16 protein-coding genes are annotated in these 25,620 nt (G+C 36.5%); 3 read left to right on the forward strand and 13 right to left on the reverse strand.

The genetic code is table 11. The annotated features are described in order from the left end of the window. Window positions 1-44: 44 nt before the first annotated feature. Together JOC48_RS17125 and JOC48_RS17130 are read left to right on the forward strand one after the other, a co-directional pair. Window positions 45-1,838: a sensor histidine kinase gene (locus JOC48_RS17125; protein WP_204501638.1), complete on the forward strand. Its 1,794-nt coding sequence runs from the start codon at window positions 45-47 to the stop codon at window positions 1,836-1,838. Between the two features lie 137 nt (window positions 1,839-1,975). Beyond that, complete coding sequence (locus tag JOC48_RS17130) at window positions 1,976-3,598, forward strand: AraC family transcriptional regulator (protein ID WP_204501639.1); 1,623 nt, start codon at window positions 1,976-1,978, stop codon at window positions 3,596-3,598. Window positions 3,599-3,764: 166 nt separating this feature from the next. Here the strand turns inward: JOC48_RS17130 and JOC48_RS17135 are convergent, their stop codons facing one another. From JOC48_RS17135 to JOC48_RS17170, 8 genes are all read right to left on the reverse strand, one after another. Continuing rightward, window positions 3,765-4,580, reverse strand: a complete 816-nt coding sequence (locus tag JOC48_RS17135) for a hypothetical protein (RefSeq protein ID WP_204501640.1) — start codon at window positions 4,578-4,580, stop codon at window positions 3,765-3,767. Window positions 4,581-4,707: 127 nt separating this feature from the next. Beyond that, window positions 4,708-5,739, reverse strand: coding sequence for a sugar phosphate nucleotidyltransferase (locus tag JOC48_RS17140; RefSeq protein WP_204501641.1), 1,032 nt, complete (start codon window positions 5,737-5,739; stop codon window positions 4,708-4,710). A 68-nt stretch (window positions 5,740-5,807) separates the two neighbouring features. Then, window positions 5,808-7,640 (reverse strand): glutamine--fructose-6-phosphate transaminase (isomerizing), encoded by a 1,833-nt coding sequence (glmS, locus tag JOC48_RS17145; RefSeq protein WP_204501642.1) that lies wholly within the window; start codon window positions 7,638-7,640, stop codon window positions 5,808-5,810. Window positions 7,641-7,669: 29 nt separating this feature from the next. Further along, window positions 7,670-9,028, reverse strand: a complete 1,359-nt coding sequence (locus tag JOC48_RS17150; protein WP_204501643.1) for a nucleotide sugar dehydrogenase — start codon at window positions 9,026-9,028, stop codon at window positions 7,670-7,672. Window positions 9,029-9,055: 27 nt separating this feature from the next. Beyond that, the gene (locus JOC48_RS17155) at window positions 9,056-9,877 is read right to left on the reverse strand and encodes a response regulator transcription factor (protein WP_204501644.1); all 822 of its coding nucleotides are present in this window, start codon (window positions 9,875-9,877) and stop codon (window positions 9,056-9,058) included. A 29-nt stretch (window positions 9,878-9,906) separates the two neighbouring features. After that, the gene (locus JOC48_RS17160) at window positions 9,907-11,334 is read right to left on the reverse strand and encodes a glycosyltransferase (RefSeq protein ID WP_204501645.1); all 1,428 of its coding nucleotides are present in this window, start codon (window positions 11,332-11,334) and stop codon (window positions 9,907-9,909) included. Between the two features lie 15 nt (window positions 11,335-11,349). Further along, the gene (locus JOC48_RS17165) at window positions 11,350-12,516 is read right to left on the reverse strand and encodes a hypothetical protein (RefSeq protein WP_204501646.1); all 1,167 of its coding nucleotides are present in this window, start codon (window positions 12,514-12,516) and stop codon (window positions 11,350-11,352) included. A 17-nt stretch (window positions 12,517-12,533) separates the two neighbouring features. Beyond that, complete coding sequence (locus JOC48_RS17170; protein WP_204501647.1) at window positions 12,534-14,690, reverse strand: hypothetical protein; 2,157 nt, start codon at window positions 14,688-14,690, stop codon at window positions 12,534-12,536. 424 nt (window positions 14,691-15,114) lie between these two features. Between JOC48_RS17170 and JOC48_RS17175 the strand changes: the two genes are divergently transcribed. Next, window positions 15,115-16,806: a hypothetical protein gene (locus tag JOC48_RS17175; RefSeq protein WP_204501648.1), complete on the forward strand. Its 1,692-nt coding sequence runs from the start codon at window positions 15,115-15,117 to the stop codon at window positions 16,804-16,806. A 121-nt stretch (window positions 16,807-16,927) separates the two neighbouring features. Here the strand turns inward: JOC48_RS17175 and JOC48_RS17180 are convergent, their stop codons facing one another. From JOC48_RS17180 to JOC48_RS17200, 5 genes are all read right to left on the reverse strand, one after another. Continuing rightward, window positions 16,928-17,590, reverse strand: coding sequence for a response regulator transcription factor (locus JOC48_RS17180; protein WP_204501649.1), 663 nt, complete (start codon window positions 17,588-17,590; stop codon window positions 16,928-16,930). 14 nt (window positions 17,591-17,604) lie between these two features. After that, a complete protein-coding gene (locus JOC48_RS21695; RefSeq protein WP_204501650.1) occupies window positions 17,605-19,845 on the reverse strand; it encodes an ATP-binding protein in 2,241 nt (746 codons plus the stop codon). A gap of 213 nt (window positions 19,846-20,058) precedes the next feature. Further along, on the reverse strand, window positions 20,059-20,229 hold the full coding sequence (comX, locus tag JOC48_RS17190; protein WP_204501651.1) for a competence pheromone ComX: 171 nt from the start codon (window positions 20,227-20,229) through the stop codon (window positions 20,059-20,061). 32 nt (window positions 20,230-20,261) lie between these two features. Next, a complete protein-coding gene (locus JOC48_RS17195) occupies window positions 20,262-21,200 on the reverse strand; it encodes a polyprenyl synthetase family protein (protein ID WP_204501652.1) in 939 nt (312 codons plus the stop codon). A gap of 1,005 nt (window positions 21,201-22,205) precedes the next feature. Beyond that, window positions 22,206-25,004 carry a LamG-like jellyroll fold domain-containing protein gene (locus tag JOC48_RS17200; protein ID WP_239584446.1) on the reverse strand — a complete coding sequence of 933 codons (2,799 nt, stop codon included), beginning with the start codon at window positions 25,002-25,004 and terminating at the stop codon, window positions 22,206-22,208. Window positions 25,005-25,620: the final 616 nt, after the last annotated feature.

Below are 25,620 nucleotides of genomic sequence, written 5' to 3' on the forward strand. Positions count from 1 at the left end.
ATCGATCGAATAACAACATATGTATTTACAAGGAAATGATTATTATGAAGAAGAAAAAGCTAGTAACCTCCTATCTAGATTTACCCGTTCGATTTAAGATTCTCCTTTGGTTCATCCCTTTGTTGTTAATTACAGTTACAGTAACCGGATGGTACTCTTATTACACGGCTAAAAATCAAGTATTAGAGAAGATTAATATAGCACAGCTAGAATATACAGACCAAATTAGTAGTGAATTAGATTCCATTTCTAGAGATGCTGTTGATTTTACAAACTACCTATTTCTTCTTTCCAGTGTTCAACAATTTTTAAATCCTATTACCCAGGAAGATTCGATTTCCAGACGAAAACAAATTAACGAAATTGTTTCTAGTCTATTAATTAACCAACGTGATTTTCAATCACTCGTTTTATATAGCTTTAGAGATGATGTGCCGCCACTAGCAATCAACCAAACAGGGGTCACTAGTACGATGTCTTTTAATGAATTTAAAGAGACATACCACTTCCAGGAAGCTTTAAAACGTGAGGTTAAGCCATCCTGGACATTATTAACCGGAGACGTTAATTTATTTGAAGGAGATAGTAAAACAAAAATAATCCTTACAAGATTTATTAAAAATTCATACACATTAAAAGATCTAGGAATTATAGTAATTGGAATTAACGTAGAAGAATTGAGAAACAAATACACGACTGGATTAAGTAATAAAGCACAGCTGTTTATTTTGAATAACACGAACACTGTTGTTACATCAACAGACGAACAGTGGATTGGAAAAGGTGTGAACGATATTCCTTACTTTAAGGATTTGAATGACAAAATTTCACTTACTAATGATGAAATGATGTTAGCACGATCAAGCACTGAAAACGGTTGGGATGTACTCCTCTTACAACCTAGAAAGGAAATTCTTACGGAACTAAATACGATTAAAGTTTGGACACTAGTTGTGACTGCACTCTGTTTTTTTGCAGGTGTTTGGTTCTCGTGGTATGTGTCGTTAGTCATCACAAAACCACTTAAAAAGCTAACGAAATCAATGTATCTATTACAGATGGGGGATTTTAATCAACAAGTGGCATTTCGAGGCAAAGATGAAATAGGTAAACTAGGAAAAGGCTACGACTTGATGGTACAACAAATTAAAAAGTTGATTGACGACGTTTACCGATCAAAACTTAGTCAAAAAGAAGCTGAATTAAAATCTTTACAAGCGCAAATTCATCCACACTTTTTATATAACACATTGGATACAATCTTTTGGAAAGCCCAAAAGAAAAACGATATGGAAATAGCTGAAATGATTTACTCTCTATCACAGTTTTTTAGATTAAGCTTAAGTGATGGAAAAGAATTTGTGACCGTGGGGAATGAATTGTCTTTGGTAGAAAATTATTTAACAATCCAAAAAAATCGCTTTTCTACTAAATTCACCTTTGAAATCAATGCGCTGGATTCAGTTAAGGAATTATTGATACCGAAGCTGTTAATACAACCACTTGTTGAAAATGCGCTTATCCATGGACTTGATTCTATTGACGATAATGGTTTTATTTATATTCACGTTCATAAGGAAGAAAACGATCTCCTCATTGAAGTTATGGATAACGGAATTGGGATAGACAAGAACAAATTAAAAAGTCTTAATGATTATCTACAATCAACCGAATTTAAGGAGCCGATAGTGGCTGAACGGCAGGGCCGACCAGGTTATGCACTGATAAATATAATAGAACGCTTAAAAATAAAATATGGCAGCAAGTCGAAGATGACGATCGAAAGTAAAAAAGGAGTGGGGACAAAAGTAACAATTCGGATTCCTCTAAGTAAATGATTCTTCATTTGAATAGTGTACTTTTTAATGGCTATGTTAAAGTTCAGTGTTGATTTTTGACTCATCGTGTGAAATCAAGATTTCACACGACTTTCAGCATAGCTGAAAGGATGCTCAATGGAAAAGGAGTGATAAGATTGATTAAATTATTAATTGCCGAAGATGAGCAAACAATTCGTGATGGAATTGTATCTTCCATTGACTGGCAGAAACATAATATTGATGTTTGTGCAGAGGCTAGCAATGGAGAAGAAGCCCTTTACTTAGTTGAGTCACTAAATCCTAATATTGTTATTACAGATATCCAAATGCCAAGAATGAGCGGGTTAAATTTTATACAACGGGCAAAAGATAAAGGTTTTTCTTTTGAAGCAATTGTGCTAACAGGCTATGAGGATTTTAACTATGCAAAAGATGCCATCCGGCTTAATGTATTTGATTATATATTGAAACCTGCTCTACCAGATAAAATTTTAGAAACAACTCTTCAAGCAAAACAAAAGATTGAACAAGCACAGCTTATGGATCAACAAGTTCAACTACTAGAACAGTATACGGATAAAAGAAATTACTTAGATAAAGTTGAGAAACTAAACTATTGGTTTCATTTCCCAGAACAGTCCCGAACGGATAACAAAGAAGAATGTATTAACGATTTAAAAATGCGGTTTAATACTAATCAGGATATTCAAATTGGAATAGTAAGATGTACGAATCAATCAAGTTCTTATTATATGGATGATTATGAGCTGTTTAAATTTGCGTGCCTTAACATCACATCAGAAACATTATCCCCCTTTTATAAAGGGAATATGGAGGTATTATTTAATCATGAATTATTAGTTTGGGTGGCAAATACTGATACTGAATACAAACCAAGTGAGCTTAAGCCGTATCTCTCTCAGTTAATGGATAACTTCAAACGATATTTAAAATTACCCATTTATATCGGTATTGGCAATCCCAAACAAACAATTAATGATTTACATCAAACTTATAAAGAAGCTAAGCAAGCCTTGGATGAACATTATTACCACAAAGAGAAGCATGCTTTTTTCTTTATAGAATTAACTGATCGTGATGATAAGTTAATTCTTCATGACAGACAACTTTTAAAACTGGAAGATGACCTGGTTAAATCTATATATAATAAGCAATATGATGCTGCTCTAGATATGTTGGAGAGCTGGTTAACCTATCTAAAAGAAAGTACTTTTTACCCGAAGGATCAAGTGAACTTAAAGGCAATTGCCCTTATTATTGAAATGCAAAAATTTGTACGAGGAAAAACACATACAAAAATTAAGTGGGAAAATGACTTCATTAACTGGATCGAACAGATGCCTACTATGAGAACATTTGATGATATGTCATCCATACTGAAAAAAATATTTCAAAACGTTTTTGAGATTTTAACTTCAGAACGACCGGTTCATCGGACAGTTCAACGGGCAAAGTCTATTATTCAGGATCGGTATTATGACAAAAACTTAACTTTAGAATCGATTGCTAATGAAGTATTTGTTTCTAGTGCATACTTAAGTTCGTTGTTCAAACAAGAGTTAGGAATTAAATTCTTGGATTATTTACATCAGTACCGTATTTCACAAGCCAATATTCTGCTATCACAGGATTTTAAGATCTATGAAGTTGCTGATGAGGTTGGTTATAAAGACGAACGACATTTTAGTACCACCTTTAAAAAATGGACTGGAATTACTCCATCTCAGTTTCAGAAAGAAGCTAAAATAATTAAGTAATTACATTTCATTCTATCGTAATATTCATCTTGTGCTTAAGCTTGAAGCAATGTTCATAATTCTTTAGAATGTTATGTTAATGAGGAGGGATAACTCCAACAAAACTTATAAATTCTAAAGTAACATGAAAGGACTTAAGTATATTCAGTCCTTTCTCCTTTTACGTCTATTTAAGTAACTTGGATTTCCAGTAACTGTAGTCATGTACAGCAATACCTCCAAATCCTGGATGCCCTGAAAAATGCTCTTTAAGCAATCGTAACTCCTGTTCCATAACTCTAGGAGGAGTATCGTAGAAGGTAGTGTGACTGCCTTCACTGGTTTTAATAACATTCACTCCAACAACAACGGATTTATTGTGATTTGCAGCTTGTTCAACAAGAGGAGATGAAATCCATCTGATTCCATTTTTCCCATCTGTGTAGTCTCGATAGGCCATGATGGTTATGGAATCTAATTTTGAGATCATCCATTCACCAACACTTTGACTTTCCCCAGGTATTTTGACTTCATCAATCCAAAATGGGAAATCTCCACTTATGTTAAGTTCTGTACCGAACTTTGCTTGTTTCGTAAGATGTTTGATGTTATTTATCCACTGATTAATTATCTCATCGTTGTTGTTCTCCCAATCTGGTAGTAGATAAGGCTCAATATCGACATGTATTCCCTGAAACATCTCCTCTTCGGTTACCTGACGATTATAACCTTTAACGATCGAAACAAATTCATTTAAGCTTTTCTGATTTTTGGTTAAAGCCCAGTTCGGGTCACCACCAAGCGCATAGACTTCTATATCCTCCTCTGATGCCCTTTTGATAAACGATTGAAAGTTTACTTTATCGAATGATCTTAAGCTGACATGTAAATAAATTAAATTCACGCCTTGTTCATTTACAAATGAAATGACATCCTCATAATTTTCTTCGAGACTATCAAGGTCCCAAATCCAAGTCGCTGTTACATAATTTTTTTTATTCATATTAATTCCTATTGATAGTAAGACCATTACTATTATAGTGATTGCAACAAATCCTGTTATTATAAAGAATAATGATTTTTTTCTAAAGAAGGACCTTTCATGAGTGAAAGGTCCTTTATTTCTATATTTATTCAACATAAGGCATAGCACTTACATCGTTGGTTGTAGAGGAGTTTTGATATTTTGTTAGATTTATAGATTTATAATCCCATAGACCAATATCAGGACCAACAATGCGATTATCTCCTATTTGCGTATTTCCTTTTAAATGGGTCCGTGGTTTTATTACGGTACCCTTACCTATTGAAACCCCAACCTCGATAAAGGTAGAAGATGGGTCAATAATCGTAACACCATTACGCCTATGATACTCTATGATCCGTTTTTGATAAATTTTCTCTGCTCGAGCGAGCTGTGAGCGATCATTAATACCTAACCCTTCTTCTGCGTTATCCACATTCGTAGCGGATATTTTTCCGCCTTGACGTTTCAAAATCTCAATAACGTCAGGTAAATAATATTCATGTTGCTGGTTGTTAGTTGATACTTTCTCAAGAGCTTGAAATAACAGGTAATTGTCAAAGCAAAAAATGCCAGAGTTTACTTCATGAATTAACTGTTCTTCTTCAGACGCATCCTTATGCTCTACGATTCTAATAACTTCTCCATTCTTTTCCCGCACAATACGACCATAGCCCGCTGGATCTTCCGGAAACATCGTTAAGATAGTAGCAGCTGAGTTTGTACTACAATGATGTTCTAGACATTTTCTTAGAGTCTGCTCTGTAATTAATGGCGTATCTCCAGTAATAATTAACGTCGACCCTTGTTGGTCAGCAAGCTTTTTATGGCACATTTTCACTGCGTGCGCAGTTCCAAGCTGTTCCTCTTGGTGCGCATATTCTAAAGATGAGCCCAATTGTTGTTTAATCATTTCTGACTGATGACCTACAACCGTAATAATTCGATCTATAGAAATACGCTTCAATTGATCGATGACGTGCTGTACCATCGGTTCACCACAAACATCGTGAAGAACCTTTGGCAAATCTGATTTCATTCGAGTTCCTTTTCCCGCGGCTAATACGATAGCAAACGTTTGATTCATCTTTTGATAACCCTCCATTCTTTTCACTGGTAAAAAAACTTCTTTATTCATATCAACAGTAGTTATCAATCTAGCTACAATAATGAATGGTTTCTTAACTTCCCTATTAACAGGAGCTCCTATTCAACCGTGACACTTTTAGCGAGATTTCTCGGTTTATCCACATCGTTGCCAAGAGCTAAAGAAGTATAATAAGAAATTAGTTGTAAAGGAATCACCGTCAATAAAGGAGTTACAGCCGAATGGGTACAAGGAATGTAGCAACTTTGATCGACATACTCCCAAATGTTCACATTTCCTTCTGTTGCAACTCCAAGAACTTGGGCGCCACGCGCTTTTACTTCTTGAATATTGCCTAGCATTTTCTCACTTATCTCGTCCTGAGTGATAAGTGCAATAATCGGTGTTCCTTCTTCAACTAATGCAAGTGTCCCGTGCTTCAGTTCTCCGGCTGCATAAGCTTCTGAATGGATATAAGAAATTTCTTTGAGTTTCAGGGAACCTTCAAGAGAAACCGCATGATCCAATCCTCTTCCAATAAAGAACACGCTTGTAGCATCCTTAATTGACTCACTATACCAACGAATCCCTTTCGAATGTTCTAGGATTTCTTCTATTTTACTCGGAATCTCGATAACAGATTGAAGCAGTTGGCGACTATAGTCTTCGGATACGGTATGTTTTCTTTGAGCAAGGTAGATACCTAGTAAATAGAACGTTAGAACCTGTGTAGTATAAGCTTTCGTAGATGCCACCGCAATTTCAGGTCCTGCCATAGTCAGGATTACTTCATCCGCTTCGCGAGCAATGGAACTTCCAACTACATTGGTAATTGCAAGAACATTTGCTCCTAGATGTTGGCTCTGTCGTAGTGCCGCCAGTGTATCAGCGGTTTCTCCGGATTGACTGACAACGATAACCAGCGTTTTCTCATTGACAATCGGTCGACGGTAACGGAATTCAGAAGCTACCTCAACATCGACAGGGATGCGAGTTAATTCTTCAATCACATGCTTCCCTATCAACCCAGCATGGTAGGCCGTTCCACAAGCAACGATTGTAATTTTATTCCATTGTGCAATAAATTCATCAGACCACTGTAGTTCTTCAAAATCTACCGTCATTGATTCTTTATTAAACCTTCCTGTCATCGTTTTTAGCAATGCAGCCGGCTGTTCATGAATTTCTTTCAGCATAAAGTGATCATACCCGTTTTTCTCCGCCTGCTCCATATCCCAATTCACACGGAACATATCACGACTCAACTCTCTTCCCGTTTCGGTTTGTAGAAGAGTAACATTTTCCTTCGTGAGAATTGCCATTTCACCATCTTCTAAAATGTAAATGTCGCGTGTATGTTCAAGAACAGCCGGGATATCTGAGCTGATCAATGCTTCGTATTCTCCCGACCCTATAATGAGAGGACTAGCTTCACGTACTGCATAAAGACGATTTGGTTCATGCTTAGAGACAATTCCTAATGCATATGCGCCTTCTAATCGTTGAACAACCTTTTGTATGGTGGTAACCATATCTCCACTATATAAATGAGAAAATAGATGAGATATGACCTCAGAATCTGTTTCTGAACGAAATGTATACCCTTCTTCTATTAGCTCTCTTTTAATCTCTAAATAGTTTTCGATAATGCCATTATGAACAACCGCAAATTCTTGTTTATCGTCTGTATGAGGATGAGAGTTTTCATCAGATGGACGACCATGGGTAGCCCAGCGTGTATGACCGATGCCCATATTACCTAGAACAGGTGCTTGATCAAGTTGTTGTTGTAATTCTTCAAGTCTACCTTTTGATTTTTCTACTTGAACGGACTCACCGTTAAAAACTGCGATGCCTACTGAATCATACCCACGATACTCCAACTTTCTTAATCCTGTCGTTAACACCTGCTGCGTGTCTTTTTCTCCTATATAACCAATGATTCCGCACATATTTTTCCTCTCCTTTATTTTGAATTAGTTTACAAAGCAATAAACTCGTTTTGTTTCTTGTTCACTTTTGATGTAGTACCTAACTTGTGGATGTGTGGTTGATCATAATCCTTGAAAGCATTCCGTGTATCCACAATCGGAACACCTAAATTCGCCAGTTCATCATAGTCAAAATCACTATGATTTGTAACCAATACCAAACAATCATATTGCTTCAACTGGTCTTTACTATACGATATGGAGTGAATGATAAAGCCATCATCATCAATGAAGCTATGAGCATGAGGATCATAGTAGTCCACTTCCGCCCCATTTTCTTTGTACAATTCATAAAGATAAAGACCAGGAGATTCACGTAAGTCACTAATATTTGGCTTATAAGCCATGCCTAGAATAAGAATCCTCGAGCTATTAATAGATTTCCCATAAATGTTCAGTGCTTGTGATGTTTTGCCAACGACGACATCCGGCATATTATTATTTATAGATTGGGCAAGGTCTATGAATTTACTGTAGAAGCGGAAGCCCTTCGCTTTCCAGGATAAATACATCGGATCTAATGGAATGCAGTGACCACCGATTCCTGGACCAGGTTGGAACTTCATAAAACCAAAAGGTTTTGTCGCTGCCGCATCAATTACTTCCCATACATCGATATCCATTCGCTCACACATCATTGCAATTTCGTTAACGAATGCAATATTTACACTACGGAAAGTATTTTCCAAAAGCTTGGACATTTCAGCGACTTTAGGTGAGGATACCGGAACGACCTTTTCGATATAATTACTGTAAAGAAGTTCGCCAACTTGGTTGCATTTTTCTGTTATTCCGCCCATTACCTTAGGCACATTATTTGTATGAAAAGACTGATTACCTGGGTCTACTCGCTCCGGGGAATAGCAAAGGAAAATATCGCTCCCAGGTTCATATCCCATTCGCTTAAATTCTTTCAAGATTAACTCTTCTGTTGTTCCTGGGTAGGTTGTACTTTCTAAGGTGACAAGTATTCCTTTCTTCATATACGGCTTAATACTTTCTATTACACTAGTGATATAAGAAGTATCTGGATCTTGATTCTCACTAAGTGGAGTCGGAACACAGATACTTATGGCGTCTAGTTCCTTCACAATTGCATAGTTATTGGTAGGGAAAAAACGATTCGTATCTAAACACTCTTGCAAATCTTGATCTGAAATATCATTAATGTATGAATTTCCCTCCTTTAAGGACTTAATTTTTCCCTCATTCAAATCTATTCCGCATACTGAAAATCCTACTCTTACCATTTCAACAGCGAGTGGTAAACCGACATACCCCATACCAATAACCCCGATGTTGGCTTTTTTCATTTCAATCTTTTGGCTTAACTGTTCAAAATACCCCATATTAATTCCCCTCTCTTTTAAAAGAATTTATTCAGTCACTTTAACGAGTCTTTTGATTCGAGCTTGAAGCTCAATGAGTGAAAAGGGTTTAGTCATGTATTCCGCAACCCCATATTCAAAGGTTCGTTTAATGTCTTCTTCCAAATGTTTATTAGTTAAAACGATAATTTCTGAGTGACCACGAGTTTGTTCATCCATATTTTTTATTTGTTTAATAAATTGATAGCCATCTACAGCAGACAGATTGATTTCTGTAATGACTAAATCAGGCAGCAGTTTCTTATATAGATCAAGACCACTCTTTCCGTCTGTTGCCGTATGGACGGTATATTTTGTATGATGCTCTAAATATTTTTTCAAAAGCTGAAGAATGTGAACATCTTGATCTACAATGAGTATGGAACTTGTTTCAGTTTTCTTTAGGGTTGGATTTTTAAAAACCTGAATTTCTTTTCCATCACGCTTATTATCTATAATTTCCTTAATCATATGGAAAAGCATTTGTTCAGCGTCATCACTGTTTTCAGGAAAACTCCCCACAATCATGGTTCCCGTTAATCGATCATGTTCCTTTAAGAATTCTTTTACGTATAAGGCGTAAAAGTGAGTGTAACCAAGGTTACAACCATCCAACAATAATCCAATAATACCTTTCTTCGCGTCATAGTTAACTTGAACAGCCGTAGCAGGCTCTTCCTTTTCCAAATGTTCTTTTAGCTTACTAATCCACGATTTATCAAGGTCTGCACGTGCGACAATTACTCCACAAGGTAAATTACTCGCTTGATAATAATAAAGAAAGTGATGAAAGGATTGTAAAATACTAGAATCAATATGTGCTTCAGTCATTTTCTGATTCCTCCTAATAAATAAATGCTTTACGCAGCTTGATCTTTTTCGACACCTTCATTCCAACTGGTCCTCGTCATCGTTCCCCAGGTGTTATTCTTTCGCATGAAATCAATGTGTCCGAGGAACCTCCACACAATACCGAGTTGTCGGTACCCAAAAAACATTAGAATGGTATAGAGTACCATTTTAAAGTAGTCTCTAATTCTCGGATAACGTTGGAAGGCCATTTCTTCAAGCAATAATGACCCTAGTCCCAGCAATGTTCCATACAATACATTAATCAGCATAAAGACAGCTATAATCTTCCATCCCGTCATATCTAACAAACTATAGCCAATAAGAGATAGAAAACCAGTAATTCTAAAATAAGGACTTAATGTTTCAAAAATAATATTATAAGGAATTGTAAGCCAACCCATTATTTTGTATTTCGGGCGCATGAACATGTACATTCCCTCTTCAATCATGTTCTTCAGATTCCCTCTACCCCAACGTTTTCGCTGGCTTCCCAAAATTTTGAAGGTATCGGGGGCCTGTGTCCAGCACACCGCATCCGGACAAAAGTCAATTTTATAAGAGAGGTCGTTATCCAGCATATAGCGATGTAGCTTGATAATTATATTCATATCTTCACCTGGATAACCTCCGCGGTAGCCTCCTACTTTAATAACATATTCTTTTTTGAAAACACCGAATGCGCCAGATACAATAATTAATCCATTGATTTCACTCCAGCCGATTCTTCCTCCAAGGAATGCCTTAATATATTCAACGGTCTGCATCATCGGCAACAATTTTTTTGGTAATTGGACTTTCTTCACCATACCATTTGCAATTTCACAGCCGTTTGCAATTCGGACATTTCCACCAATCGCTACGTATTCATCTGGCCTCTCCATATATTTCCTAGCAATTCGAATAAGTGCATCATTTTCCAGAAGCGAATCCGCATCAATCGAAGAAATAAGTGAATAATGGGACAAGTTAATACCTGCATTCAAGGAGTCTGCTTTTCCTCCATTTTCTTTATCAACAAGATATAAATTAGGATATTCAGGGTTGTAATAAACCCCCTTGACTTCTGCTGTAGCAATGGTGTCTTTCATAAAAGTCGGTTTATAGTAATTCAATCGAAATTCATCAATTAAAACCTTCAACGTGTCATCTTCAGAACCATCATTAACCACAATGACTTCATGAGTTGGATAATGTAAAGCTAACAAAGAACGAACGTTTTCTTTAATAGTAAGCTCCTCATTAAATGCCGGCACAAGAACCGAAATGGGCGGCACATACTTAGAACCTGATAGAGGTTCATACCTTGAATAAAAGGTTTCCTTAATGATTTCAACAATTTTCTTGAAGGAAAACGTGATAATTCCTAAATAAATCGTGTTGATTGTCATTACGTAATACATAGCAAATATCCCATAAGCTAGTAGTAACTCTCTCACTACTGCCCCCCCTTTCTATATCGCCTTTGTTAAATCATCATTTTTTCCAAAGTATTTTTGATAGGTATATAATTTGTTGTTATAAACAGTCATATCATTTAATTGCGAAAACCTATCGATTGATTGTTTCAGATCTTCTTCAATAAATTCGTTAGCCACTTTTCTTCCACGCTCTCCATAGAGACCGACTGCTATTTCGCAGAGAATTTCAAAACCTCGAGATCCTAGTTGAACGAGACTTTTTGCACTAGAACGGGAAACTAACCAATTGGAATCCTGAACTCGATCTTTCAATAATTCAGCATATTGTATGAGTTCCGAGTTTCCGATCCACTCAGTAAAAAGATTACGAATCTCCCAATCCGGAAACTGAAGATATTCACGAATATCTTGCTCCTTTAGAACCATGGAGGTCATTAATAGTTTGGCAGCAAGAATTCTTATCCCTTTGTCATCGGATTGAACGAACGAATGAATGTTTTCCGGTAGATCAAGTTCAATTTGATCTTGTAAACTTATTAAGCCTACTTTATTTAATTGTGCTTGTTCTTCATAAAGGAAACTGACGTAAACCGATCTTAAGTCCAATGATGATTCTTTCGAGATATCTGCAATCAGGTGAATATTCTCGTTCCCATTCTCAACAAGATATTGAATAAGACCTTTTATTTCATTTGGTTCCTTTGATGTTTGAGCAATCGAACGAGCGATAATATAAACGGAAGATTTAAACTTTTCCTGATATAGCATTGAAAATAATTCTGGTGTTGATCCACTATCTCTTAATATTCCTAAATGATATGCGGCATCAATACGAGTTATCGTCCAACGACTTCTCAACCGCTTTCTGTTATGTTCAATTAAACCTATATCTTCACATAATGTGAGAAGCTTTTGTCTATGAATTCCATCCAACCGGTCCACCCATTGTAATAATGTTTTTTGTAGGACTTCTTTTTCAAAATAACTTAATGGATTTCTTGGTGATCGCAAACGGGCTTCATTATCTAACTGAATCTGAAGGTAGTCCAAATAACTTCGAAAACCGGACAAGCATTTTTCTTCTTTTTTCTTAAATCTCTTTTTGTTCAATTTAATGATTAACGTAATCACAGCTACGGTGAGCATTAACATAAGTAAAATCCCTATCATCCAATAAGCAGCTTGTAAATTGATAAACAAGGTGTTTCCCCCCTTCCTTATTCAATATCATTAAAAGCGTCTTGAACAATGTAGTAGCTTTCTTTGACTTGTTCGTCATATTCAACTTCCTGCCAATCATCCCAGTTATAAAGGGGATAATCTGTTATAGCAATGAGTGAAGATTCACTTTTTAATCCGTGGACAGTTTTAGAGCTTTTATCAATAATCCATGGAATAAAACGTATTCCGTCTATTTTCTCTGTAGGCATTTCTATATCTCCTTTTTTTATAGGACTGTAGCTCACCACCTGTTTAGAGCTGGGATCTGAAAATCCAAGTAAAGCCCAAGGAATTTTTATCTCAATGACATTGCCTTGAACAGCCCATTCGGCCATTGAATCATTAGATAGTGAAGCTCGCTCCATATGTCCTACAACCACTTCTTCAAAAGGTAATTCTACTTTTGCATCGGGGTACTCAAGTTTACGACTTACCGCTAACTTCCACGAATGGATAGCATTGTCCTGATTACTTTTTGGTGCATGAACATACAGACGGTGATGAAAATCGTAACTTGGAGCAACCAGTACTTCACTTTCGTTGTCATTACCTAACCGAACCACTGTCTCTAGTCCTTCATCAAGCATTTTCCCTTTTAGGAAATCAGGATTCTTTATACCCCCGGAAAGTGTATCCACACCAAGGTAGAATGTGTTTTCTTTAGGATTAAAATCTCCAGGTAATCGGCTTGATATATAGACATAACCCTCATCCTTCGTAACCTTTAAATCAGCCAGTGGAGTTGAAACTGTTCTGATTTCACTACCATCAATCGTTGACCAGTCTTCTAACTTACCATCTATCTTTAGATCGTTATGTTTATTTGGATACATTCCTAACAGGCCATAGGACATTTCGACAGATAAAGCGTTATACCAGAAAGGCCGTCGATCAGGATTTTCAAACGCCATCGTGTTCCATGTTTTCTTAAACCATTCATCCTGCCAAGTAAAGATAACAGCACCCGCATGACCTTCCCGGTAGATATGTTTAAGCATATCCGTAATGTGCCGACCTTGCTCGACTTCGGTATGTCCCCCTTGATCTCGTCCAAGTGGACCAATGTGCGCATTTCCACGTGATACAGGCACACCAAACTCCGTAATCATAACCGGCATCTCTCTGTGATAATTTTTGAGTTCACGAAGATACCCTTTATATGTATCCATTTGTCCCTTATCATTCTTCACATCTTTATACTTGTCGGTATATCTTAAAAAATCCGGATAGTATGGGTAAGCATGAAAGGAAGCAAAATAACCAGCTTCTCCATTTATACGCTGAATATTGGTTGCATCAACACTTACAAGATCTTCCATCACAAGTGGTTCATCTGGATGCTCCAGTGGATCTGTTGTAATCCAATTGGTAAATGTGATCGGATGCTGCCAACCTGCTTTCTCTTCTTCTTTTGCTGTATGATTCATTAGATGAGCTAACCAGCTTTCAAAAGGAGAAGCATCTTTATTACTTTTAAAAAAGTCGCCTTGAAAAACTGGATCATCGCTATGTTGATTATTCGTGTTTTCCACCATTTCCGGATCCCATTCCGTTCCTATATGCCAGGCAACTAAATATGAGCTGGCGTCTGCTGTGTATTTGCCACTTGCCTTTCCAGGTTGGTCTGGAAGTGTTATTTCTCCGTTAACGGCCCCTATGGCGTCGGATATTTCTTTTTCGAATTGTTTTGTTACTTCAGGAGACCATGCATCATTTGTCTTATGCAGTAAATTGACTGGTGACCATACCCCTTGCATAAAGAAGAGGGGATTTTTGACATTCTCCTGATTGTACTCAACTAATGCTTGATAAAATTCAGGATTGAGAATCGTATAAATACGAATGGTATTGGCCCCCATTTCCTGGATCATCTCAAACCAACGCAGATAATCCTCCTTCTTAATTGATAGCTCACCAGGAAAATGTCCAGGTAAAGAAGCTCCTAAATTAACACCTTTAACAAAAAAGGGGGACCACCTTTCATCTTTGTAAATTTCGACCTGATCTTTCTTCGTCCGGAATTTTATTTGTGCTCCATTCTCTAGTTCTTTACTTTCTGCTTGATTCATTGAGTGTGTTGTTGAGTAAAATACACATCCCCCCAGAATTGTCATTAAACATAGCATCAGAAGCCCTTTACCTTTCCATTTCATTCTGTATCATCCCTCCTTATATTTTATTTTTTGTATTAAGGAAAAATATTTTACCACTTGCAAAAATTGGTTCAAACAGTTAATTTAAAAATGTGATTTGTTTTCCTCGCCATTTACAGTAACACGGAGTTTACCAATGTTCATCGAAAACTATATTTCGGAAGAACGAATTTCTATTTGTGGTACCACAGTATTTCTCTTACATGAATAAACATTTACCCCGAACTTTACTTACTAGGTCTTTATAAAAAACGTAGACACTAAGGATGTATAAAACGCTTCCATATTATTTAGTTTCGGAATTGCGGAATCCCCTAAAATCCCTGGGTTCACACCCCTGGATTTGTTTAGTTTTTTATTTTTGCCTAATAAGAAAATAGGACAAAATTAATACAATGTAGCAAAAAACATGGGAGGTCTATAAATGAAGCAGCAACAATTATCTCTATTCGTACTGGCTATTACCGCCCTTATATTAATCACAGGGTTCTCAAATTCTAATGAATTGAAGAAAGTCATGTGGGTAGAAAATTCAGACATAAATAAAAGTAGTGAAGCAATCATTAAAACTGCAAAGGAAAATGAGTTTAACGTCTTATATCTAAACATTGATCAAGAAAAAGCCACTGAATTTTATACTGATTTCATCCGGCAGGCGAATGAAGAAGGAATTCAAATCCATGCTTTAGGCGGGGAGCCATCCTGGACACAAGAGGAAAATCAACAACAAATTCTTAACTTTATTCAATGGGTAAAAACATACAATGAAGGGGTTTCTAAAGAGGAACAATTCGTTGGAATTCATCTAAAAATACAGCCACAATATCTACCTGAATGGTACGATGATCAAACATCCGTTATTAGGGAATGGAAACAAAACCTGACCGCTTCTTTAAATGCTATACCAGAAGACAGTCAGCTAGAAATAAGTAGCTCCATTCCTTTCTGGCTAGACAATGTTGAGACACCAGGTGACCCGGATACGCCATTTAATACGTGGTTGATACGTCAATTTGACCATACTACCATTCTCGCTTATCGCGATACGTTAGAGGGTCCAAATGGCATTGTGAATCTAACAAAAAGTGAATTTCAAACCGCTGATAAGCACAATAAACAAATTATCATTGGAGTGACAATAGCAGATACAGGACAAGATCATACCACTTTTTTCGAAGAAGGCATTGTTGATATGAATATGCATTTAAGGCTTATTGATAAGCACCTAGCTGAGTACAACTCGTATATAGGAACAGCAGTTGATGACTTATCCAGTTGGAAAGATCAAGAAGAACAGCTTTCAACACAGTCAGAAGACAAAAAGAAATATCGAGGTACGTATATTTGGGAAGCTGAAACACTAATCAATGAAAAAGACAAAATTATTCAGTTCGCGATCGATAAAAATATTAACCTCTTATACACACGACTAGACCTAACTCAACCATTCGGTGCATATTCTGACTTTGTTGAAAAGGCAAATGCAGCTGGTATTGAGGTTCATGCTATGGGAGGTCACCCAGCCTGGGCACTCAAGGAAGAAGAATCGCGCGTGCTAAGACTCGTAGACTACGTCAAAAAATATAATGATTCGGCCAATGAAAATCAGAAATTTGCAGGAATCCACCTTGATATCGAACCCTACGTCACACCATCATGGACCGAAAATCAAAATGAGGTGCTATCTGAATGGATGGACAATATCGAGTTGTTTGTTAAAGAAACCAAACGAGAATCGAATTTGGAAGCCAGTATGGACTTAGCCATGTGGTTTGATGACACGGAAACTCCAGGTTATCCCGACACCCCCTTTCACGAATGGGTAATCAATCAAATGGACCATACTTCAATAATGGCCTTTCGCGATTATGCCAAAGGATCCGGTGGTATACTAGACATGGCTCAAAATGAAACTGATTTTGCAGAAAGCATCGATAAAAATATCATTATCTCTGTGGAATTAAAAGAAAACAGAGACAACCCACACATCTCCTTTCATGAAGAAGGAGAAGCTAAAATGGAAGAACAGTTACAAATCGTGGACAAAGAGTTAAACTCTAATTCCGCATATAATGGCTATACCGTTCACGCCTATCGCTATTGGAAAAACCAATAAAAAAAGGCAGCCAAGGGAAGTTACTTTTCTTCTCTGGCTGCTTCTTTTTTATCTGTTAAGTGTGAGTAGATCCAATCAATCATGAAAGGATGAAAAAACCAGTGTTGAATAGATGAGTAGTTCATTGGATTTCATCTGTAATAATGCCCCATTGCTTTGATTTCAACACAGCCTCCGCTCTTGTTTTCACACGAAGCTTTTTAAATATTTCTGTCAAATTATACTCAATCGTACGAGGACTCTTATAAAAGAGTTCAGCAATTTCTTTATTGCTCTTCCCCTTGGCAACTTCTTTTAGAATCTCTTGCTCTTTTGGATTGATTGAAACTTCACTTGCCACTTCATCAGAGGTTGTTTCCGTTTCATCTACCCGCACTTCACTTTTCCTCAATTGTTCAAACAAAGAAACAGGAACAATTGCTTTTCCTTTCACTCCATAACGAATTGCTTGAATCAGTTCTTCGCGTGAAGATGTTTTACTAATAAAACCAGACACCCCAGCATCAATTAATGTATTAAAATATGGATCAACTTCATGACCAGTATAAATTAAAACGGGAGCAGTTTTACCCATCGAACGAACATGCTTTGTCAATTCAATGCCATTCATCCCTTTCATACGCAAATCAAACAGCATAATCGTAAAGTCTTCATTTTTTAGAATATCGATGGCTTTTCCTGGACTATCAACGATGGTCACTTTCATATCTTCCTCTTTCTCAATAATTAGCTTAGAACCTTCTCCAATGACTGGGTGATCATCCACTAACATAATTTTAATCATGTCTGCTCCTCCCATTACATTACTTCAAAATAGTTTCTAATTTCTAGTTCTGATTGAAGTAGAATGGCAACTTCGACACCGGAATTTTCCGGTGAATATATCTCCATACTTCCCTGCATACTATGGACACGTTGCCTTATTCCTGCAAGTCCCATACTTTGAGTAGGACTGTATTGCTTATTCGATGGCAGCCCTACCCCGTCATCTATATAACTTATAATAACAAGATCACCTGCACTCTTTATTTCAATGTTAATGAGACTTGCTTCCGAATGTTTCGATGCGTTATTTAATAATTCTTGGACAATTCGATAAATGGCCAAAGCTTGATCATCTCCCAAATCAACTTTAAAATCCCGAGAGATAAATTGAATGTCAAAACATTCACGAGCCCGATAATGCTGAATCAAGTAAGATAATGCTTCAACAATACCCGTTTCTTTTAAAAATGGTGGCCTTAATAGTGTACAAGTTTCTCGAATTTGCTCCACAACCCCCAGCAATCCTTCTCGTAAATCAGTTAATTGTTCTCTAATTTGAATAGGTATTTGATCTCCTTCCAATAAGTCCTCCACTTTGCGATACCATATTAATTGCTCTTGTAAAGCGGAATCATGCAAGTCAGAAGATAATCTTGCTCGCTCTTTTTCAGATAGGTTAAATAATAACCTCAGAATCCAGGATGGCATAGCATGATCATTGTGTAACGATTGATTCAAATCCTCAGTAACACCTTCTATCAGCTGAAAGTTTTCATACACAATGCTCGTATAATGAACAAGCGTCTCTATCCATCGTTGCTCATCTTGGTTAAATGAAGTATAATTCGCCTTCTGCTCAATCCATAAAATATGAATAGAATCATGTTGCTCACTGACGATGTAGCACAAATTACCTTCAATTAAAAATTGAGAACCTATTGATAACATTGATTCGTGATAAATCATATACATCTCTATTAAGTCTTTTGAATAATGTTCATCACCAGCAGAAGAGTGCACAATCGCCTCATCCTTATCAAACCTTACAAGAGAGACATTTTCAACAGGGATAACTTCTTTGATTTCTTGGATTAACCTCTCATCTAATTCTTCTTTCTTTACTATTTTAGCTATATCATAAGAGAAACGATCGAGATTGAATTGTTCTTTAAATAATTTGCGTCGAACATTTAATTTCTCTTCTAAATAGAAAAATAGAATTAGCAATCCGTAAGTTAACATCGTTAGTCTTGCCCACTGCAAATACGATAAATTTGTAAAGAATATAACTAATCCGATAATCACTCCTGTCAATATCAATGAAATAAAAGAATAGTACCGAAGCCGACCATTAATAAAATCAATATCAAACACTTGATTCATCAAAGCTAAATAAAGAAAGAATACTGGTAAAAAAACAAGGCATGCAGCCGTAATTGGAGCAGGAAGCAATTCCACTCCAAATATAGTGCTTGGTAATGCAGTTAAAAAGATAAATGGGAAGAATGAGACTGCAATACCAAAAATCGCATTCTGAAAAATCGGCTTATGAACCGTTTTTCGGAACTTTATATAATAGTGAATAAGTACAAAGAAACCAAATAAAAATTCTAAAGAAAATAGGATTAATTGCGCATTCCTAATAAATTCATACATACCGCCGATATATAAATAACTCGCTAGCATGCCGATTAAAACCACGAACAAGTTTACCGCATAAAGCATCGCAAGAATTTTTCGTTTAATTAATTGGAACTGATACTTCAAAAAATAACGATAATGGAAATGAATAAATAGTAAAGGTACCATCATTAGAGAGAGACTATTAATAAAGCGGGCGAATGGATCTGCCCGAGCTGAAGCTCCCGCACTCAAATAACCAAGTCCAACCGCTAATAGAAACGCAATTAAGATTAAAACGACCTTATTCTCTCGTTCCTTCCAATAAATATAAAACGAGAATCCAAAGAGCACCATGAATACAATCAAAGGTAATAACGTATGGTACAAAAGAGTATTGTAGTTAATTGGAATTTGAACTTTATATTCAAGCTGATCTCCATTTCGCAGAACCTTCACTTGATCGAGGTTACCAATCACTCCATACTGTTGAATAGAATGATACAAGTCGGGAGATTGTTCATTAACTTCTGTAATGATATCTCCTAATTGAATCTTCCTTTGTCCTGCCCAACCAATAGAGTCTACTTTTGTAACTTCCCACATTCCATTTGTATTCTTCTTTACATCTAGTCCTACATAGGTTTCAGCCACTGTCACATAAACCATATATATAGCAACTAGTTTAATAATGATTAAAAAAAAACAATAAACTTATTGCATTTGATAAATTCCATGCAATTCTCCTTTCCCCTTATTTATCAAAAACTACAAAAGCCAGAGTAACTCTGGCTTTTTAACATCAAATACTTATTATATTTAAACCAGATGCCGTCGAAGTAATGCCTGGTATCGCACCGCAAATCGTTATTGCCAGTAGCATTTTTGTACATCAATGCCTTGAACATCCTCTTTACCTAACACATCAAGTACAGCGGCTTTTTCTGTTTCTGAAATTCCAAAATTAAGCTTACCTTTTTTAAACTCTTCCAAAAGATTCGGTTGTTCAATTAATTTTTCAACTACTTTCTGTAACATTATTATTATCCTCCTTACTGTTAGAATATCTTTTATAAATGTTCTAAATACTCTTCCATACAGGACTTCCATTCCTGACTTACATGCAAATCTCTCATTCTATCAATTGCTTTTCTTTGATACAATCGTTTTATTATGCGCACGTATGATATAACTGGAGATTGATGTATCCACTGAAACAAAGACTCTTCTCTCTCTACCAAAAACTTTTGATTTACCTTGTTATTGTAATAATCTCGTATCCATTGCGCTTTTTCATCTTTTTCTTTAGAAAGTAGCATAATTGGAAGCGTCCATTGCTTTTGCAGCAAATCATTCTTCGTATCTAAACGCAGTAGTCCATTTATGTCATTGGCTAGTTGTGCTGTAACCCCAAAGCTACGGGAGTAATCACGAATGGTTTCTTGCTGTGTTGAATGATTAAGCGTTGCTCCGATGAGAGTCGAGCAAGCCATTAGTGACCCTGACTTATCTTCAATCATTCGTAAAAAATCTTCTTCGATAGTATTGGAGCGTTTAAGATCTTGATGCTGCCCCTTGACTGCTTGCAAAACCTGTCCATGCAGATGCTGAAGTGCAGTCGACTTCAACTTTTCTTCATAAGGGGCTTGCTCTAGAATAAGCACACTTAGCATTAAAAAACCTGTTGATATATTCATTGAAGTGGAAAATGGGGTTTTTGACCAAGGTTTTTCCATATCATCCTGGTCTTGCAAATCATCCAGTATATCCAAAGCCAAAATTAAGAACTCTACAGCCGCAGAAACAGGTAGCATACCAGGGCTTTTCTCATCGTTATCCATATGATAATGAATCTGAGTTAATTCCGAGAATGAAAAACCCTCCTCTCTCTTATACAGTATGAAAGGAATAGCATTCTCTTTGAGATCATTATCATCCAAATGAATATTCACCACTCTAAGCATAACTTCTGTTATTTCATCCGGTGAATATTTTGGAATTAATACCATACGTCACCTCTCTTTCTATTAAGTACGTAGATGACAATTGCAAAACAAGCCTATCATACTCTATATAACGGAAAAAGGTGCTAAAGTAATATGCAGATAGTCAGATAACTCCCCATTTGACGCAGGTGATTTACCCTTATCATTTTGATAGTAGAAAAGCCAATAAAAGCTTATACATATCACAAGGATGCAATAAACTTGTAATAATTAATAACTAAATAAAACGGAACCATTAATAGAGTAGAACAATTAGAAAATGAAAAAATATGCATTTTTTATATCTTTTTTGCTGTAACAATTTTTTCTTTACTTAATCAATTTACAAATCCTTCATTAATATTTAAAATTTTTTTAAATATATTGTAAAAATTCATCTTTTTTATTGTTGTAGGAGAAAGTATATTTTCCTTGATTAAGAAAGGGCATTCATAAATGACATAAACATAAATTCATACAAGGGAATTTAAAATAATTACCAAAAACTGTAATCTATCCGGGACTTATATCATAAAATTATCATGAAAAAACAATGTAAATTTCTAATGAATTTCGTCTAAATTGTTTTTTTTGCCTCTACTTAAGGTGAAATGCATCTTTTAATGACCATTTGGTAATTTTTGTCCCGTCAAATTTAGTTAATCGTTATACGTTTGATTATATCCTAGAACAAAAACGCAAGCGCCCTGGTAGCGACGTATGGACTGGGACTGCGGTTACTCGTCCCACCGAAAACATTTGGACTTAACCGCAGGTAATAAAGGAAACATGCCCCTTCATAGGGGTATGCCGACGTTGGGCTCAGGAGCCCGATTTTAGTCGGCCTTCCTTAAGTTGGAACCGATGTTGACTTATCGTACAGCGAGGGAAGTCTCACTGGGCTCTGGAGCTGGACGTCGCTAACCTAAGCCAATTATCCACAAGCCAGCCATTTTATAATTTCCTGGCTATACTAGAACAAAAAAAGAACCCCCTGCCATCATTAGACAAAGGGGGTTCAATTAGCTCTTAATTAATAGTGCCTTTTCTACTCCTTATAAAGAAGATAACACCACCAATTACTATTAATAATAGTCCTAGTGCTAACCAATTATATTGGTTTGTAGAAGTATCTGGCAGGGTTTGACCTTCTTCTCCTTGCTGATCGTCATTTCCAGATTGTTCATTATTTCCTGTTTGGTTCTCATCTCCTGCTTGTCCATCATTTCCAGTTTGACTGTCGTCTTCTGTTTGATTTTCAGTTTCCTCTGGCTTTTCATAAAGTGAGACAACTTCATCGGCAGGAAGAGCAACTCCATCATAAACACGTACCTCGTCCATTAGACCTTTGAAAGGTGTATCCCAATAGTTAACACCTAAACCAAATCCTGCATCTAACGTAGTAAATACATTTGGGAAGCCGTCCCCTGAGAATTTCTCTTCACCATTGATATAAAATGTTGCATCACCGTCTTCAACTGTAAATGCTAGATGTGACCATTCTCCTACTGGTATCGTCATATCCGTTATTGCATCATACCAATCATCGCCATTGTGTGACCAAACCATTGTTTGTGCAAATCCTGTTTTGGGAACAATGCTAATCCAGTTATTCTCGGTTCTGTTACCAAAGAATGTAGTAGTGAAATCAGTAATCTCTTCAGGCTTCACCCATAAGGATACGGAATAAGTGTGCCTTGTAATTAACCCATCATCTAAACGAAGTCCTGCGTTTCCATCAAACTTAGCAGCTTGATCTACAACACCCTCAGCGAAAGTAATCTCTCCACCTTCATTGTTGAAACGATTTCCGGTTACAGTTGCATCAGCGCTATTACCAGAGCTATCTTTGAATCCATCATTAAAGTCATAGGATGCGGATAAGCCAGCTTTTGCTAGTTCTGGTACAGTAACAGTTAACGTTTGTGTCTCTGTTACAACTCCTAGTGAGATTGTTGCTGTTAAATCAACAGTCGCATCTCCAGAACCATACTCTGGTTGTACAACAACACCTTCATTAGAAATAACTTCCGGATTAGAAGATTCCCAAGTAATTTGCGTTCCTTGTGTAGCCACTGTTGGTAGTGAAATGTTATTAATGGCATTCTCTGGGATTGCAGTACTTAGCTCTTGTTTCATGCCATCCACAACTTCTTGATCTGCCTTAGCTTCTACATGACTACCCCAGATAACGACACCTTCATTAGACATTGCGCTTAAAGTCATTACCCATTTATCGGAAGTAGGGTCATATTGACGAATGAATACACCATCATAAGTACCTTCACCATCAATGGTTAGCTCTACTCTGTAATCATCATATAGCTCCCATGTACCTGTTACAGCACCAGAAACCGTTTTATCTGCATTTAATTTCACCCATGTTGATTCAGTAAGTTCACCAGTAATTTCTTTTCCATGGTTAATGTACTTGTAATCACCTGTTACGTCCGCTTCGGAAACGATTTCAATTGTTTCACCAGCATAGTGATATGGTGTTGGCACTGGCCAGTTATCACTGTTTTTAAACGTTTGGTGTACACGAACCTGGTGCATTTCTCCTTGTTGTGGGAACCGAGTGTGCGTAACGATAAATTCTTTACCTAATCCATCATCAATTAGATAAGAGTTGTGACCTGGAGCCATGTAACCAGTACCGATTCCAGTACCTGCCTCCCCAAGATCTCTCTTAAATAAAAAATTCCCCATCATTTTGTTCCCAATATCTTTATGATCGTCATTGCCTGGGAAATTCCCTACGCCAATATCAAAGCTTTCTGGGAAAACAGCTTGATTTCCTTCTGCATCTACATATGGGCCTTCGATATTTTCTGACCTAAACTGCCTCATATTATATCCACCATCAGATGCTAGACCACCATATGTGATATATAGATAGTAATAGCCAGTTTCCTCATCATACACTGCATACGTTCCCTCACCTGATCTTCCATAACCACCAGCAATCTTTGTACCATAATATCTGTCAATCATTCTGCCATCAGCAGTTTCTCCGTCTTCACCAGGATAAACAGGTAGACCAGTATCTTTTTCCAATGGCAAAATAAATGTACCACCAGACCAAGAACCATATGTCATCCATAAATCGCCATTTTCATCGTAAAGAATATTTGGATCAATCGCATTGGTGTACAGCGCATTATTAAAATTACCTTCATCCGTAAACCAATCCGGATTTGCCTCATCCATCACACCTTCATCAATTAGATCTGCAATATTCGTATTTTCCCAATGTTTATTAACATCACTGTTGTTGTCATAAGCTTCATAATTAGTAAAACCAGAATACATAATGGTATCCAAATATTCATATGGGCCTTCAACATCTTTGGATACTGCAACACCTATTGCAGAACGAATATACGTAGAGGACGCACTGTAATAAAGCATGTATGCACCAGTGGAACCATCTTCCCATACATAATCTTTGTTCCAGAAAATATCAGGAGCCCATACGGCAAAGCCACCCGTACTATCTGCATCATCTTCTCCAGCCCATTCAAATGACTCAGCAAGGTTTGCGGATAAGTCACCGTATATTGGGTTATTTTCAGGAGTTTGATATTCTCTTTCCACTATAGAATTCCAATCAATTAAATCTTCTGATTCAGCAACTGCAATATGTGAACCAAATACATAATAGGAGCCATCATCTGCTTTAATAATAGATGGATCATGCACAGAAGCACGCTCAAATTCTATTGGTTCCGAATTACTAGCTTGCTCATTACCAAGAACAGTACTTGGTATGAATAAGAGTAATATAAGAAAAATCAATGAACATTTTTTAGTAAAACTCTTCAACATTTCATTTCCCCTTTCATTATAGTACGTGAAAGCGCATCCATTTTAAATCTTAAAAATTCCTATCGTTTGGCTAAAAAATTTTTGAAAGTCCCGATAGGAAATATCTCTTGGTGTTGAGAACAACAAGTATTCTTATATATAAGAAACTGAAAAACAGATGCCTTTACATGCGCTTACAATTGTTTTACATTGCCATTCTTTTCATCATTTGTTACATGCTTTCTAAATCCTACCCCCTTTTTTATAATTCGTACTTACAAGAAGTGAACCGCTTACATAAAATTAATAAACAAGTACTTCTCTAAATAAGAGTACTATAAATCTACTATTTTCTCAATAATAGACTAACAAAATTTGTAAGATTCTATAGAATCCTTTTAGCTTCCCCACATTAATTTAATTACTTAGTGATTAAAGTGGAATGAAATTCATTATAAATGATAATAGAATCAATCTTATTTCTAATTTCTCGTACGTACAGGTGTATTCTGTACACCGTAGTTATTTAAAAGGCAAAAATGGCATTGGTGTTTTTTCACCAATGCCATTTTTCAATTACTAATTTGCACATAACTGTAGGTTCGATTAACAGCTAATTGAAATCCACCATGCCTAA

Origin of the sequence: Aquibacillus albus (assembly GCF_016908325.1) — a bacterium.
Taxonomy (GTDB): domain Bacteria; phylum Bacillota; class Bacilli; order Bacillales; family Amphibacillaceae; genus Aquibacillus_A; species Aquibacillus_A albus.

What these genes read in the sequence shown, in the direction of transcription:
- comX (WP_204501651.1), bottom strand. Translation starts at nt 20,229, where the DNA reads ATGTTACAGAAAGTAGTTGAAAAATTAATTGAACAACCGAATCTTTTG.
- JOC48_RS17135 (WP_204501640.1), bottom strand. Translation starts at nt 4,580, where the DNA reads ATGAATAAAAAAAATTATGTAACAGCGACTTGGATTTGGGACCTTGAT.
- JOC48_RS17150 (WP_204501643.1), bottom strand. Translation starts at nt 9,028, where the DNA reads ATGGGGTATTTTGAACAGTTAAGCCAAAAGATTGAAATGAAAAAAGCC.
- JOC48_RS17125 (WP_204501638.1), top strand. Translation starts at nt 45, where the DNA reads ATGAAGAAGAAAAAGCTAGTAACCTCCTATCTAGATTTACCCGTTCGA.
- JOC48_RS17200 (WP_239584446.1), bottom strand. Translation starts at nt 25,004, where the DNA reads ATGTTGAAGAGTTTTACTAAAAAATGTTCATTGATTTTTCTTATATTA.
- JOC48_RS17140 (WP_204501641.1), bottom strand. Translation starts at nt 5,739, where the DNA reads ATGAATAAAGAAGTTTTTTTACCAGTGAAAAGAATGGAGGGTTATCAA.
- JOC48_RS17155 (WP_204501644.1), bottom strand. Translation starts at nt 9,877, where the DNA reads ATGACTGAAGCACATATTGATTCTAGTATTTTACAATCCTTTCATCAC.
- glmS (WP_204501642.1), bottom strand. Translation starts at nt 7,640, where the DNA reads ATGTGCGGAATCATTGGTTATATAGGAGAAAAAGACACGCAGCAGGTG.
- JOC48_RS17175 (WP_204501648.1), top strand. Translation starts at nt 15,115, where the DNA reads ATGAAGCAGCAACAATTATCTCTATTCGTACTGGCTATTACCGCCCTT.
- JOC48_RS17170 (WP_204501647.1), bottom strand. Translation starts at nt 14,690, where the DNA reads ATGAAATGGAAAGGTAAAGGGCTTCTGATGCTATGTTTAATGACAATT.
- JOC48_RS17180 (WP_204501649.1), bottom strand. Translation starts at nt 17,590, where the DNA reads ATGATTAAAATTATGTTAGTGGATGATCACCCAGTCATTGGAGAAGGT.
- JOC48_RS17195 (WP_204501652.1), bottom strand. Translation starts at nt 21,200, where the DNA reads ATGGTATTAATTCCAAAATATTCACCGGATGAAATAACAGAAGTTATG.